This is a genomic window from Aquamicrobium sp. YD-1-mutant5, from assembly GCF_059509755.1.
The window spans coordinates 379,100-393,345 of the sequence record NZ_JCAKKP010000003.1 but is presented as its reverse complement, the minus strand read 5'-3'; the positions used below and the strand labels follow the sequence as shown (position 1 = coordinate 393,345).

General features: G+C 61.5%; 15 protein-coding genes. 11 read left to right on the top strand and 4 right to left on the bottom strand.

Translation table 11 applies throughout. The annotated features are described in order from the left end of the window. Window positions 1-65 precede the first annotated feature (65 nt). Entirely contained in the window at window positions 66-425 is a 360-nt protein-coding gene (locus tag AC5XE7_RS06305; protein WP_495365315.1) for a hypothetical protein, read from the bottom strand. A gap of 372 nt (window positions 426-797) precedes the next feature. Here AC5XE7_RS06305 and AC5XE7_RS06300 point away from each other — a divergent pair, with 372 nt between their 5' ends. The 6 genes from AC5XE7_RS06300 (at window position 798) to AC5XE7_RS06275 (ending at window position 5,572) form a co-directional block, all read left to right on the top strand. Next, on the top strand, window positions 798-1,169 hold the full coding sequence (locus AC5XE7_RS06300) for a hypothetical protein (protein ID WP_495365526.1): 372 nt from the start codon (window positions 798-800) through the stop codon (window positions 1,167-1,169). Window positions 1,170-1,399: 230 nt separating this feature from the next. After that, window positions 1,400-1,822, top strand: coding sequence for a succinate dehydrogenase, cytochrome b556 subunit (gene sdhC / locus AC5XE7_RS06295; protein ID WP_183825068.1), 423 nt, complete (start codon window positions 1,400-1,402; stop codon window positions 1,820-1,822). Next, window positions 1,819-2,214: a succinate dehydrogenase, hydrophobic membrane anchor protein gene (sdhD, locus tag AC5XE7_RS06290; RefSeq protein WP_495365314.1), complete on the top strand. Its 396-nt coding sequence runs from the start codon at window positions 1,819-1,821 to the stop codon at window positions 2,212-2,214. Before sdhC ends, sdhD begins: the two co-directional genes overlap by 4 nt. A 3-nt stretch (window positions 2,215-2,217) precedes the next feature. Beyond that, window positions 2,218-4,026, top strand: a complete 1,809-nt coding sequence (sdhA, locus tag AC5XE7_RS06285; RefSeq protein WP_239799846.1) for a succinate dehydrogenase flavoprotein subunit — start codon at window positions 2,218-2,220, stop codon at window positions 4,024-4,026. Window positions 4,027-4,037: 11 nt separating this feature from the next. Continuing rightward, window positions 4,038-4,817, top strand: coding sequence for a succinate dehydrogenase iron-sulfur subunit (locus AC5XE7_RS06280; protein WP_183825058.1), 780 nt, complete (start codon window positions 4,038-4,040; stop codon window positions 4,815-4,817). A gap of 119 nt (window positions 4,818-4,936) precedes the next feature. Beyond that, a complete protein-coding gene (locus AC5XE7_RS06275) occupies window positions 4,937-5,572 on the top strand; it encodes a YceH family protein (RefSeq protein WP_495365313.1) in 636 nt (211 codons plus the stop codon). A gap of 72 nt (window positions 5,573-5,644) precedes the next feature. Here AC5XE7_RS06275 and AC5XE7_RS06270 read toward each other — a convergent pair whose 3' ends face one another. The 3 genes from AC5XE7_RS06270 to AC5XE7_RS06260 form a co-directional block, all read right to left on the bottom strand. After that, a complete protein-coding gene (locus AC5XE7_RS06270) occupies window positions 5,645-6,082 on the bottom strand; it encodes an OsmC family protein (RefSeq protein ID WP_280198612.1) in 438 nt (145 codons plus the stop codon). Window positions 6,083-6,265: 183 nt separating this feature from the next. Then, window positions 6,266-6,727, bottom strand: a complete 462-nt coding sequence (locus AC5XE7_RS06265; protein ID WP_495365312.1) for a YbaK/EbsC family protein — start codon at window positions 6,725-6,727, stop codon at window positions 6,266-6,268. Between the two features lie 39 nt (window positions 6,728-6,766). Next, window positions 6,767-8,032 (bottom strand): ubiquinone biosynthesis hydroxylase, encoded by a 1,266-nt coding sequence (locus tag AC5XE7_RS06260; RefSeq protein ID WP_495365311.1) that lies wholly within the window; start codon window positions 8,030-8,032, stop codon window positions 6,767-6,769. A 101-nt stretch (window positions 8,033-8,133) separates the two neighbouring features. On the opposite strand from AC5XE7_RS06260, the gene AC5XE7_RS06255 reads away from it, so the two are divergent. The 5 genes from AC5XE7_RS06255 to AC5XE7_RS06235 all read left to right on the top strand — a co-directional run bounded on the left by AC5XE7_RS06255 (window position 8,134) and on the right by AC5XE7_RS06235 (window position 14,050). After that, window positions 8,134-9,003 carry an acyl-CoA thioesterase gene (locus AC5XE7_RS06255; protein ID WP_495365310.1) on the top strand — a complete coding sequence of 290 codons (870 nt, stop codon included), beginning with the start codon at window positions 8,134-8,136 and terminating at the stop codon, window positions 9,001-9,003. Window positions 9,004-9,222: 219 nt separating this feature from the next. Next, on the top strand, window positions 9,223-9,561 hold the full coding sequence (locus tag AC5XE7_RS06250; protein WP_183825039.1) for a P-II family nitrogen regulator: 339 nt from the start codon (window positions 9,223-9,225) through the stop codon (window positions 9,559-9,561). A 32-nt stretch (window positions 9,562-9,593) separates the two neighbouring features. Further along, on the top strand, window positions 9,594-10,949 hold the full coding sequence (locus AC5XE7_RS06245; RefSeq protein WP_495365309.1) for an ammonium transporter: 1,356 nt from the start codon (window positions 9,594-9,596) through the stop codon (window positions 10,947-10,949). 428 nt (window positions 10,950-11,377) lie between these two features. Continuing rightward, window positions 11,378-12,526 (top strand): porin, encoded by a 1,149-nt coding sequence (locus AC5XE7_RS06240; protein WP_495365308.1) that lies wholly within the window; start codon window positions 11,378-11,380, stop codon window positions 12,524-12,526. Between the two features lie 348 nt (window positions 12,527-12,874). Next, complete coding sequence (locus AC5XE7_RS06235) at window positions 12,875-14,050, top strand: porin (protein ID WP_495365307.1); 1,176 nt, start codon at window positions 12,875-12,877, stop codon at window positions 14,048-14,050. Window positions 14,051-14,246 lie beyond the last annotated feature (196 nt).

The window sequence follows — 14,246 nt, the reverse complement described above, 5'->3', positions numbered from 1 at the left end:
CACATATGTAAAAAGGCCCCTGCGATCCGCGCGGGGCCTTTTTCTTTCTGGTTGCTCCGGCTGCTCTAGCGGCAGGGGCTCAGTTCCGGCATCTCGCCCTCGGCGAGCCCGTACATGTAGCTGCGGCCCTTGACGAAGACGGGTGGCCGGTAGCAGTCGGACCATGCCGCATCCTGTTCCGCTCCGTCCAGATAGACGACACGCGGTTCACCCGTCGTCGTGTTCGCAGCCATGTGCCGTGCCATATGGCCCTGCCCGACGACGATGCGCTTGTAGCCGGCTGCACTGTCTACGACGAGATTGCCGAACGAATCAGCGTAGACATGGTCGTTGTTCTGAAAGGCGCTGGCGGGAACGGCAGCCCCGGCGCACAGTGCTGCAAGGCCGAAACCCGCAGCACGCAGCAGATGGTGAATATGCGGCATTTCTGCCTCCTTCGGGACTGCGGAGAGGGCTTCCCCGCAAGAATTCAGGATGCAGAATTAACTATTTCTTAATCTTTGTTAAGAGGCAGAAGAAGAGCGCGGCAGCTTTTCTGAAGACACTTCCTATGTGGCTGATATCAAAGGCTGTTTTCAAGGTGCTCCACCGCTTTCTCGTGAAAGCCGTGCGTTGCCCTTGATCCTGAAAGGGGAGCGCGGTTACATCGTGTGGCGCCACCGCTCGTGGGCGCATGGTTCGGTTTGCAGATGCAGACGATCGAATTGATCCGCGTCCGGATGCCGCCTCGGGGCATGTTTGCTCTGGCAGTCCGGTTCGGTTCCCCTTGGAGGTATCACCGCATGAAACTGTGCCGGATGGCGAGGGTGGCTTTCGTTCTTCTTCCTGTTGCCTGCGCGGCCTGCGTGTCCGGTCAGGGCGCGAAAGTGCCTGAAGACAAGGCGCTGATCGGTCTCGACGGCGAGAAAACATCGATGACCATCACGGCTGAGAAGGAGGTCTCGCAACCCTCTACCTCCACATATAATTGTGCCGACGGGTCAATGATGACGATCCGCAATCTCGGCAGCTCCATCCGGGTCATGGGACCGGATGAAGAGGAAGAACTGCCGGCCGCACCGGCAAATCAGCGCAGCCGCTACGGCAAGGGCGTAGATGCAGTTGTGCTGGACGGGCGCGAGGCACTGGTGGTCAAAGGACGCCATCCTCCACTCACCTGTACAAGATGACTATTTTTGTCAACTTAAGTATTCGCGCTGCTGATCTTGAATTTCTTAACCGGTTGAATGTCACCGAATCGAATTGTTCAGACTAAATTATGAATAGGAAACGGTTTTCTGGCTTTGACGCGGTGCAAAAAGAGTTCTAGAACGCCGCTGTCCTTAAAGTCGCTTTCCGAGCCGGCCATGACGCATATGCGTCCGACGGCCTGTATCGGTGGAGCTCAATTGGGGGAGCCATGAGCCGTTCACCAGCCACCCACGCGCAGCCGAGACCAAGGCCGCTATCGCCGCATCTGACGGTCTACCGGCCGAAGATCACGATGACCACGTCGATCCTGCACCGCATTACCGGCGGCGCGCTTTATGTCGGCACCGTTCTGGTCGCGTTCTGGCTGATCGCCGCCGCCGGGTCGAAAGAAAGCTTCGATTACGTCAACTGGCTTTTCGGCACCATCATCGGCAGGCTGATCCTGTTCGGCTACACATGGGCGCTGATGCTGCATATGCTGGGTGGCATCCGTCACTTCATCTGGGATACGGGTGCTGCGCTTGAGAAGCACACGGCCTCGAAGCTTGCATGGGCGACCGTGGTGGGCTCGGTGGTGCTGACGATCGCCGTCTGGGTTGTCGGCCTGATGGTTCGGGGAGGCTGGGCATGAGCGCTTCCAAAAAGGACATGCGCACGCCGCTGGCCAAGGTGCGCGGCCTGGGTTCCGCCCGCGAGGGCACCATGCATTTCTGGCGCCAGCGTCTGACCGCCGTGGCCAACGTTCCGCTGTTCCTGTTTTTCGTCGGCTTCCTGATCGTAATGAACGGGGCCGGCTATGATGAGGTGCGCGCAGCGCTCGCTCATCCTGCCGTGGCGCTGGTCATGGTCGCCATGCTGGTTTCCGGCCTCTATCACATGCGTCTCGGCATGCAGGTCATCATCGAGGACTACGTTCACGCCGAAGGCATCAAGCTGGTGTGCCTCCTCCTCAACACCTTCTTTACCGCAGCAGTCGGCATTGCTTCGATCTTTGCCCTGCTCAAGCTTGCATTCGGAGGCTGACCCGTGGCCGCCTATACTTATGTCGATCATAAATTCGATGTCGTCGTCGTCGGTGCCGGCGGTGCCGGCCTGCGCGCTACGCTCGGCATGGCCGAGCAGGGGCTGAAGACGGCCTGCATCACCAAGGTTTTCCCGACCCGTTCGCACACGGTCGCGGCACAGGGCGGCATCGCCGCCTCGCTGCGCAACATGGGGCCGGATCACTGGCACTGGCATCTCTACGACACCGTGAAGGGCTCCGACTGGCTGGGCGACACCGACGCCATGGAATATCTGGCGCGCGAGGCGCCGGCTGCCGTCTACGAGCTTGAGCATTACGGCGTGCCGTTCTCGCGTACCGAGGAAGGCAAGATCTATCAGCGCCCGTTCGGCGGCCATATGCAGAATTTCGGCGACGGCCCGCCCGTGCAGCGCACCTGCGCTGCCGCGGACCGTACCGGCCACGCCATCCTGCACACCCTCTACGGCCAGTCGCTGAAGCACCATGCGCAGTTCTTCATCGAGTATTTCGCGCTCGACCTGATCATGGATCAGGACGGCACCTGCACCGGCGTGGTGGCCTGGAACCTCGATGACGGCACCATCCACCGCTTCTCGGCCAAGATGGTCGTGCTGGCGACCGGCGGCTATGGCCGCGCCTATTTCTCGGCCACTTCGGCCCATACCTGCACCGGCGACGGCGGCGGCATGGTGGCGCGCGCCGGCCTGCCGCTTCAGGACATGGAATTCGTGCAGTTCCACCCGACCGGCATCTATGGCGCGGGCTGCCTGATCACCGAGGGCGCGCGCGGCGAGGGCGGCTATCTGGTCAATTCCGAGGGCGAGCGCTTCATGGAGCGCTATGCGCCATCGGCCAAGGACCTTGCCTCGCGTGACGTCGTTTCGCGCTGCATGACGCTGGAAATCCGCGAAGGCCGCGGCGTTGGCAAGAACAAGGACCACATCTTCCTGCATCTCGACCATCTGGATCCGGCCGTGCTGCATGAGCGGCTGCCGGGCATCTCCGAGTCGGCCAAAATCTTCGCCGGCGTCGACCTCACCAAGGAGCCGATCCCGGTGCTGCCGACGGTGCACTACAATATGGGCGGCGTGCCGACCAACTACTGGGGCGAGGCGCTCAATCCGACCGCCGATGATCCCAATCGCGTGACGCCCGGTCTGATGGCTGTCGGCGAGGCCGGCTGCGCCTCGGTGCACGGCGCCAACCGTCTCGGCTCCAACTCGCTGATCGATCTTGTGGTGTTCGGTCGTGCGGCTGCTATCCGCGCCGCCGAGGTCGTCGACGCCAAGGCGCCGGTGCCGGACCTGAACATTGCCGCCTGCGACAAGATCATGGAGCGCTTCGACCGCCTGCGCCACGCCAACGGCTCGACGCCGACTGCCGTCATCCGCGAGCGCATGCAGCGCGCCATGCAGGAAGACGCTGCCGTGTTCCGCACCCAGGAATCGCTTGAGAATGGCTGCAGGCGCATCGCCCAGATCTGGGGCGAGTTGAAGGACATCAAGGTTTTCGATCACTCGATGATCTGGAATTCCGATCTGGTGGAAACGCTGGAGCTGGAAAACCTGATGGCCAACGCCATCACCACGGTCGTCAGCGCAGAAGCGCGCAAGGAAAGCCGCGGCGCGCATGCGCGTGAGGATTTCTCGGCACGCGATGACGTGAACTGGCGCAAGCACACGCTTTCGCACCTCAGCCCCGATGGCAAGGTCACGCTCTCCTACCGCCCGGTGAAAACCGAGCCGCAGATCAAGCCAGAGGATGGCGGTATCGACCCGGCCAAGATCGCGCCCAAGGCGCGCGTGTATTGAGGATCTGAAAAATGGTCGAACTCACGCTCCCCAAGAACTCGCAGATCCGGCAGGGCAAGACCTGGCCGAAGCCGGAAGGCGCCACCAATCTGCGCGAGTACCGGATCTATCGCTGGTCGCCCGACGACGACGAGAATCCGCGCATCGACACCTATTTCGTCGACATGGACGATTGCGGGCCGATGGTTCTCGACGGCCTGTTGTGGATCAAGAACAAGATCGATCCGACGCTGACGCTGCGCCGCTCCTGCCGCGAAGGCATCTGCGGTTCCTGCGCCATGAACATCGACGGCGCCAACACGCTGGCCTGCACCAAGGGCTCTGAGGAGATCAAGGGGCCAATCAAGGTCTATCCGCTGCCGCACATGCAGGTGGTGAAGGATCTGGTTCCCGACCTCAACAACTTCTATGCCCAGCACGCCTCGATCGAGCCGTGGCTGCAGACCGTTTCGCCCGAACCGGCCAAGGAATGGCTGCAGAGCCACGAGGACCGCGAGAAGCTGGACGGCCTCTACGAGTGCATCCTGTGCGCCTGCTGCTCCACCTCCTGCCCGAGCTACTGGTGGAACGGCGACCGCTATCTCGGCCCGGCCGTGCTGTTGCAGGCCTATCGCTGGCTGATCGATTCCCGAGACGAAGCCAAGGGCGAGCGCCTCGACAATCTGGAAGATCCGTTCCGGCTTTATCGCTGCCACACCATCATGAACTGCGCGCAGACCTGCCCGAAGGGCCTCAACCCGGCCAAGGCGATCGCCGAGATCAAGAAGATGATGGTGGAGCGCCGCGTCTGACGGCAGCATTCCTCAAAGCCGGCGCGAAAAGTTTGCGCCCCGGTTTCGATGGGTTATAGCAAGGCCGCTGCCGGAACCCCGGTGGCGGCCTTTTTGTCTGGATCGGAGAGTTCAAAGCGATGGATAGCGAAGGATTGCCGCAGCTGAGCGCCCTTGAGGCCCGCATTCTGGGCTGTCTCATCGAGAAGAAGGAACTGACGCCGGACGTCTATCCGCTCACATCGAATGCGCTTCTGGCGGCGGCGAACCAGAAGACTGCGCGCGATCCGGTCATGGCGCTGAGCCAGCCGGACGTGCTGCGCGGCCTCAAGATGCTGGAGCAGAAGGGTTTCGTGCGCCAGATCTTCGCGTCGCGGGTGGAGCGCTACGAACATCTGATGGCGCAGAAATTCTCGCTGACCGTGCCGCAGACGGCGCTGCTCGGCCTGCTCATGCTGCGCGGCCCGCAAACGGTGCACGAGCTTCTGGCCCGTGCCGAGCGCCTTGCACGCTTCGCCACCGCCGACGATCTGCGCACCGAACTCGACATGCTGATCGGCAAGCGTCCGCCGCTGGTGCAGGAAATCGGCCGTGGTCCCGGTCAGCGTGAGGATCGCTATGTGCATCTTCTTTGCGGGCCGGTCGATGTCGCAGCCCTTTCCGCGGCATCGGGCCCGGTGGTGGTAGCCGGGGATGCAGAGCTTGAAGCGCGCATTTCAGCGCTTGAGGAGCAGGTGCGCCAGCTCACCGAGCGTCTGGACGCGTTGGGCGCCTGAGACTGTTTCATGAAAAAAGCCCCGGATTTCCGGGGCTTTTTTGTTCGTGCCGGGTGTTGCCGGAACGGTGGTTCAGGCGAGTTTCGCGTCGAGCGATACCTTGATCGCACCGAGTGCTTTTGAAACGGGACAGCCGCTCTTTGCCTTTTCGGCCAGTTCCCGGAACTTCGCTTCGTCTATGCCGGGCACCTTGCCGGTCAGCTTGAGCGCGCTTTCGGTGATCTCGAATCCGCCACCTGCTGCCGGGCCGTAAGTGACGACGGCCTCCGCTTTCAGTTCTTCGGCCGGGGTGCCGTTCTCGGCCAGAAAATGCGAAAGCTGCATGGCGAAGCAGCCGGCATGGGCGGCCGCGATCAGTTCTTCGGGATTGGTGCCTGACTTGCCTTCTTCATCCTGAAACCGGCCCTTGAAGGAATAGGGCTGTCCTGAGAAAGCTCCGCTCTGGGTGTCGAGCGTGCCGGCTCCGTCGGTGAGCGTGCCTTTCCAGACGGCGGTGGCGTGACGGTTCATGATCTTCTCCTTCTGCCAGATCGGCAGGCGGCGCCTGCCTGATGAAGGAGAGATAGTGCGCGCGGCCGGCTTTGTAAGGCAAGGCTGCCTGAAGCATGTCCGTCCGGATGCAGCCGGATGCCGTTGCTTCAGGCCTTCGCCTTACCTCGTTTTCCGGATCCGAACCGCCTTTGGGGGATGCTTTTACTGGCAGACATCCACCCATTCGGCGCCGGTCAGTTCGGCCAGCCGTTCGGTTTCCATGCGCACGGCGGCGTTGGTGGCGCCGGCGGCCGGCACCACCTCGGCGAATGCGCGCAGCGAGACGTCGCAGTAGATCGGCAGCGGGGCCGGCAGGCCGAACGGGCATACGCCACCGACCGGGTGGCTGGTGAGTTCAACCACTTCCTCGGCGCCTGCCATGCGTGCCTTGCCGCTGAACCTGTCCTTGAACTTTCGGTTGTCGATACGGGCGAGGCCGCCGGTGACGATCAGCATGGGCGGCTGGTCTGCGGCTCTGAGGCAGATGGTCTTGGCAATCTGCGAAGGTTCGACGCCATGCGCCGCCGCGGCAAGCGCAACCGTTGCCGAGCTTTCCCCGGTGACGATGATTTCAACGTCGGGGGCATGTTCGCTGAACCAGGCACGGACGGACTCGAGGCTCATGGGCCACCTCCTCAAATGACTGCGATGAAGGAAAAAACTTCAGATAGACTCGCCCCGGAGCAGTTTTGGCGTGTTGGGAGAGAGGCCGGCCGCCTGACGGATGAAGAAGTCCTTCAGCCGGGGCAGGCGCTCGACCAGCCCGAGACCGAAGTCGCGGGCGAAACGCAGAGGGGTGCTGTCATTGGAGAACAGCCGCGTCAGTACGTCCGTGGTCACGCCCATCTGCACCGTGTCGAACCGGCGCCACTGCTGATAGCGCTCCAGCACGTCGAGTGCGCCGATGTCCTGACCCAGGCGGTCAGCCTCGACGATCACTTCCGCAAGTGCTGCCACATCCCTGAAGCCGAGATTGAGGCCCTGTCCGGCAATCGGGTGGATGCCGTGCGCGGCATCGCCGGCCAGCGCCACGCGCGGGGCGACGAAACTGCGCGAGAGGGTGAGCCCGAGCGGCCATGCGCGGGGCTTGTTCTCGACGCGGATTTCACCGAGTTCCAGTCCGAAGCGGCGCTCCAGTTCCGCCTCGAAGATCATTTCGTCGCCATTGACGAGCCGCTCGGCTTCTTCCGTACGCTCCGCCCAGACCAGCGAGGAACGGTTGCCTTTCAGGGGCAGAATGGCGAAGGGGCCGGAAGGAAGGAAATGCTCCACGGCGCGGCCATTATGCGGGCGTTCATGGGCCACCGTGCAGACGATGCCGGACTGGCCGTAATCCCAGTGCACCGTCTTGATGCCGGCCAGGTCGCGCAGCCTCGAGCGCACGCCGTCGGCGGCGACCAGCAGCCGGGAGCGCAGCGAAGCGCCATCCGCCAGTTGAACGGTGATGCCGCCGCCATCGGTTTCGAACCCCTGCACGCCCACGCCCTGAATGATGTCGATGCCGAGTTCGGCCGCCCGCGCGCGCAATGCGCCGTTGAGGTCGCGGTTGGCGATCATGTGGGCAAAGGGTTCGCCCTCACCCACCTCGCCATCGAAGGTGAGGAACACCGGTCGCACCGGATCGGCCGTGCGCGAATCGGTGATGATCATTTCGGTGATCGCCTGCGCTTGTGGCGCGACGCGGTGCCAGACATCGAGTTGCTCCAGCATCCGGCAAGCGGCGGCGGCGATCGCGGAGGCGCGGTTGTCCTTCTGCCAGGCGTCGGCAGGGGCGGCATCGACCACGGCAACCCTGAGATTCGGGCGGGCATGCTTCATGGCGACGGCGCTGGCCAGCCCCACATATCCGGCGCCTGCGATCAGAATGTCGAGCTTGTCGGCACCGGCCGGCTTTTCCGCTGTTTTCGTCGCTTTGCTCTTGACCGTCATCGTCCAACCTTCTTCACCGGCTGCCTGAGGATATATAGCAGCCTTGACGCCATGCCCATCCTGTCGGACATCACAGAACACGATAAGGCAGGGGACCACTCATGATCACCGCGATGGACGAGCTTCTTTCCATTCTCGACCTCGAAAGGCTGGAGCACAATCTGTTCCGTGGTCGCAGCCCTGAAACCGACTGGCAGCGCGTGTTCGGCGGCCAGACCGTCGCGCAGGCGCTGGTGGCGGCGCAACGCACCGTGGGCGCGGATCGACATGTGCATTCCCTGCATGGCTATTTCATGCGCCCCGGCGATACCAAGCTGCCCATCGTCTATGAGGTCGACCGCATCCGCGATGGCAGTTCCTTCACCACGCGCCGTGTGGTGGCGATCCAGCATGGTCATGCCATTTTTTCTCTGGAAGCCTCCTTCCAGCGGGACGAGGAGGGGCTTGAGCATCAGGTGGCGATGCCGCTCGACGTTCCCGAACCCGATTCGCTGATGACGCAACAGGAGCTGATCGGCCATTTCGGCGACAGCGTGCCGGAGGGGATAAGCCGCTACTGGGAGCGGCCGCGTCCGGTGGACATGAAGCCGGTCATGCTCAAGCACTATACGAGCCGCGAAAAGCTGGAGCCGAAGCAGAACATCTGGATTCGCACCACCGGCCCGGTTCCGGCCGATCGTGCGCTGCAATGCGCGGTGCTTGCCTATCTTTCCGACATGACCCTGCTCGACACCTCCACCTTCGCGCATGGGCGGGCCGTGTTCGATCGCGACATCCAGGCTGCAAGCCTCGATCATGCCATGTGGTTCCATCGCCAGAACCCGCTGGACGACTGGATCCTCTACACGCAGGACAGCCCTTCGACCCAAGGGGCGCGGGGTTTCACCCGCGGCGCGCTGTTTGCACGTGACGGAACGCTGATTGCCTCCGTCGCACAGGAGGGGCTTATCCGCCTGCGCAAGAAGCCTTAATTTTGCGCATCTTGATATTTCTGCCTAAAAATTAATCGCATCGATTGCCGGCGCGCGCATGGCCAGTCTCGGCAGGAAAGTTTTATCGCTTTGAAATCAGCGTGTTGAGCGCGTGCCACGGCAACTGGCACGGCGCTTGATTGTCACTTTGTGCTGCCGGTCCGCGTCGGGTCGGTGAGACAGCGTGCGGGATGCCGCACCAGCAGAGGGTGAAAGCTGATGAAAATCGTGATGGCTGTCATCAAGCCGTTCAAGCTCGACGAGGTGCGCGAGGCGTTGATGGCGCTCGGCATCGAAGGTCTGACCGTTACCGAGGTCAAGGGCTACGGGCGTCAGAAGGGGCACACTGAAATCTACCGCGGCGCCGAATACGCCGTGAGCTTCCTGCCGAAAATAAGGATCGACGTCGCGGTCGCCGGCGATCTTGCCGACAAGGCCGTCGAGGCCATCCGCACCGCCGCCCGCACAGGCCAGATCGGAGACGGCAAGATCTTCGTCTTCGGCATCGATCAGGCCGTGCGCATCCGTACCGGCGAAACCGACACCGACGCCCTGTGATCAGGCGCGCCCGATTTATCATGGAGAGATCAATGAATTTTTCTTCCACCCTGACAAGAGCGGGGCTGCTTGGCCCGGCGGCTCTGGCGCTGTTCGGCCCGCTCGCCGCCTCGGCGCAGGAAGCTGCCCCGGAAGCGGCGGAAGCCGCGACGGAAGCGGTTGCGGTAGCCGCGATCAATTCCGGCGATACAGCCTGGATGCTGGTTTCGACCATTCTCGTGCTGTTCATGATCCTGCCGGGTCTGGCCCTGTTTTATGGCGGCCTCGTGCGGTCCCGGAATGTGCTGTCGGTGCTGATGCAGTGTACCATGATCACCGCAGCCGTCATCGTGGTGTGGGTGCTGTGGGGCTATTCCTTCGCTTTCGGTGGCAGCGACAGCCCCTTCTTCGGCGGCTTCGGCAAGCTTTTCCTCGCCGGGGTGACGCCGGACTCCGTCTCGGGCACCATTCCCGAACTCGTCTTCATCTGTTTCCAGATGACCTTCGCCTGCATCACGCCGGCGCTGATCGTGGGTGGTTTCGCCGAGCGCGTGAAGTTTGGCGCCGTCATCCTGTTCATCGTTCTGTGGGTCAGCCTCGTCTACTTCCCCGTCGCCCACATGGCGTGGGATGAGAACGGCCTGTTCTTCGGCTGGGGCACCATGGACTTCGCCGGCGGCACGGTGGTTCACATCAATGCCGGCATCGCGGCGCTGGTCGGTGCGATCGTGATTGGCAAGCGTGCGGGCTATGGCAAGGAAAACATGGCGCCGCACAATCTGCCGCTGACGCTGGTGGGCGCTGCCATCCTGTGGGTGGGCTGGTTCGGCTTCAATGCGGGTTCGGCGCTTTCGGCCGGTGGATCCGCAGCTCTTGCCATGATCAACACCTTCACGGCCACCGCCGGCGCCGTCATCGCGTGGTCGCTGGTGGAAAAGGCGGCGCGGGGCAAGGCCTCGATGCTGGGTGGCGCGTCCGGTGTGATCGCTGGCCTCGTCGCGGTGACGCCTGCGGCCGGCTTCGTTGGCCCGGTCGGCGCCATCGTTCTCGGCGCCATCGCCAGCGTGGTGGCCTATTACTTCGTTGCGGTCGTCAAGATCCGGCTTGGTTATGATGACTCCCTCGACGTGTTCGGCATCCACGGTGTCGCCGGCATTGTCGGCGCCATCGGCACGGGCATCTTCGCTTCGACCTCGCTGGGCGGTGTCGGCTACGGCGAAGGCGTGACCATGGGCGCGCAGCTGTGGACGCAGTTCCTCGCCGTCGTCATCACCATCGTCTGGTGCGGCGTCGTTTCAGCCATTCTCTACAAGCTTGTCGATGCGCTTGTCGGGTTGCGGCCCAAGGCTGAAGAGGAAGCGCAGGGGCTGGACATAACCTCCCATGGCGAGGTCGCCTATCACTCATAACCACCCCATCACTTAATAACCACCAAAGGGGAACGCCCCGCAAAGGGAGCAAACAGAGTGGACATGTTGAGGTCTGATTCTCAACGCAACTCGGGGCCGGTTTTGCCGGCCTTCTTTTTTTGGTTGCGGCGCGATTCGTGCTTGTTGGTGAAGGATAATCTTCCCTTACGGGACCCGTTGGTTAACAAGAGGTTTCCATCGCCGCAAAAACCGTTGCGTTTGTGCAACACACCTTTCGGATAGCGGCGGCGAGGGTTGCAGTGAGTTGTGTTCCCTGTTGAACCCGAAAGCGCGATAGGTAATGTCGATTTCGAAGAAGAAGCGCGGTGCGCCTCTTTTTCGATCGTGGGGATGGGGGCAGGGAACAATGTCCTTCAGTAAAGACAAAGCCCAAACCCGTTTTTGAACTTTTGACTGGAGGTCAGAAAATGAACATCAAGAGCCTTCTTCTCGGCTCCGCTGCGGCACTCGTCGCAGTCTCCGGCGCCCGTGCTGCCGACGCTATCGTCGTGGCCGAGCCGGAACCCGCTGAATACGTCCGCATCTGCGACGTCTACGGCGCTGGCTACTTCTATATCCCGGGCACCGAGACCTGCCTCAAGGTCGGCGGCTATCTGCGTTACGACATCGGCGTGGGTGATGTGACGGGCCGTGAAAGCTGGGATAAGAAAAAGGCGCTTAACGGCGTCTTCGACAAGAACGACACGTACTTCAAGCGCATGCGCGCCCAGCTCACCTTCGACGCTCGTGGTGAGACCGAGTACGGCACGCTCCGTTCTTTCACCTCGGTGTATTTCCAGCGCGATTCCTTTGAGAACAGCGCCGGTTATTCCGACATCAATCAGGCTTGGGAACTTGAGCACGCTATCATCCAGCTCGGTGGCCTGACTGTCGCCTACACCGACTCGCTGTTCGAGACGCTGACTGGCTCGGCCGGTTCGGTCATCAACGACAGCATCGGCGTCAACTACACGCCGGGCAAGACCCACCTGATCGCGTACACCTTCGATGCCGGCAACGGCTTCTCCGCCACGGTTGGCGTGGAAGAAGGTAAGGGTGCAGATTACACCATCGACTCCTACGTTCCGCATGTCGTGGCTGGCGCCTCGTTCACGCAGGGCTGGGGCAAGATCTCCGGTGTCGTTGCTTACGATTCGAACTATGGTGAAGTTGCTGGTAAGCTGCGCGTTGACTTCAACGTCAACGAAGCCCTGAGCCTGTGGGTGATGGCCGGTTATCAGGACTACGATTTCGATCGTGCCTATGATTTGCGCACCGTTGCTACCAACACGCTCGGTAAGCCCAGCTACTACGGCGTCTGGGGCGGCGACTGGGCTGTCTGGGGTGGCGGCAAGTACAAGTTCAACCAGAAGGCTGCGCTGGACGTTCAGCTGGCCTATGACGATCATGAGAACTTCGGTGCTGCCGTTGGCGTGAACTACGCGCTGGTTCCCGGCTTCAACATCCGTCCGGAAGTTGTGTACGCCTCGGGTTACAAGCGTGACATCACTGGCGCCAAGATCGGCGGCAAGCAGGACGGCTGGGGTGGCTACCTCCGCTTCCAGCGTTCGTTCTAAGATCGGTTTTACCGTCTGAACAAAAGAACCCGGCAGGCAACTGCCGGGTTTTTTCTTTTGCCTTGGAGAAGGTGACGAGCCTCGTGTCTTCGTCTGCATTTCTGATGCGATCAGGCTGCGTATGAATTGCACGCAATATTCTCAGGGTTAACAATGCGTTACCGTTGAGCCCAAAATGTATCAGAACTGCAACACCCACACTCCCGCAGCACTTTTTGCCGGCTCCGAAATGGCAAACAAGCTTGTAAGTGCATGCTCCTTTGGCGACTAATCGGTGCACAGAGGCGAACGGGAATCACTCAGTTCCTGAAAACGTCCGTGAGCGATATCGGCATGCACGATATCAAGTTGTTTCAATTTCGACTGGAGATAACCATGAACATCAAGAGCCTTCTTCTCGGCTCCGCTGCGGCCCTCGTCGCAGTCTCCGGCGCCCGTGCTGCCGACGCTATCGTCGTGGCCGAGCCGGAACCCGCTGAATACGTCCGCATCTGCGACGTCTACGGCGCTGGCTACTTCTATATCCCGGGCACCGAGACCTGCCTGAAGGTCGGCGGCTACCTGCGTTACGACATCGGCGTGGGTGATGTGACGGGCATTGAAAGCTGGGACAAGAAAAAGGCGCTTAACGGCGTCTTCGACAAGAACGACACGTACTTCAAGCGCATGCGCGCCCAGCTCACCTTCGACGCTCGTGGTGAGACCGAGTACGGCACGCTCCGTTCTTTCACCTCGGTGTATTTCCAGCGCGATTCCTTTGAGAACGGCGCCGGTTATTCCGACGTCAATCAGGACTGGGAACTTGAGCACGCCATCATCCAGCTCGGTGGCCTGACCGTCGCTTACACCGACTCGCTGTTCGAGACGCTGACCGACTCGGCCGGTTCGGTCATCAACGACGACATCGGCGTCAACTACACCCCGGGCAAGACCCACCTGATCGCGTACACCTTCGATGCCGGCAACGGCTTCTCCGCCACGGTTGGCGTGGAAGAAGGTAAGGGTGCAGATTACACCATCGACTCCTACGTTCCGCATGTCGTGGCTGGCGCCTCGTTCACGCAGGGCTGGGGCAAGATCGCCGGTGTCGTCGCCTACGATTCGAACTATGGTGAAGTTGCTGGTAAGCTGCGCGTTGACTTCAACGTCAACGAAGCCCTGAGCCTGTGGGTGATGGCCGGTTATCAGGACTACGATTTCGATCGTGCCTATGATTTGCGCAACATTGCTACCAACACGCTCGGCAAGCCCAGCTACTACGGCGTCTGGGGCGGCGACTGGGCTGTCTGGGGCGGCGGCAAGTACCAGTTCAACCAGAAGGCCTCTCTCGACGTTCAGCTGGCCTATGACGACCATGAGAACTTCGGTGCTGCCGTTGGCGTGGACTACGCGCTGGTTCCCGGCTTCAACATCCGTCCGGAAGTTGTGTACGCCTCGGGTTACGAGCGTGACATCACTGGCGCCAAGGTTGGCGGCAAGAAGGACGGCTGGGGCGGCTACCTCCGCTTCCAGCGTTCGTTCTAAGATCGGTTTTACCGTCTGAACAGAAGAACCCGGCAGGCAACTGCCGGGTTTTTTTCTTTTGAAGTTCTGTCCGGCTCAAAGCATTTCACTGATTCCGTGGAATTTAGCTTCCGGACAGGCGGCGGTTGAAAAGCGCTCATCTCCCGCATGGTTAATGCGGTTTTAACCATCCCTTCGCTAGTTTGAGCCTCAGAGT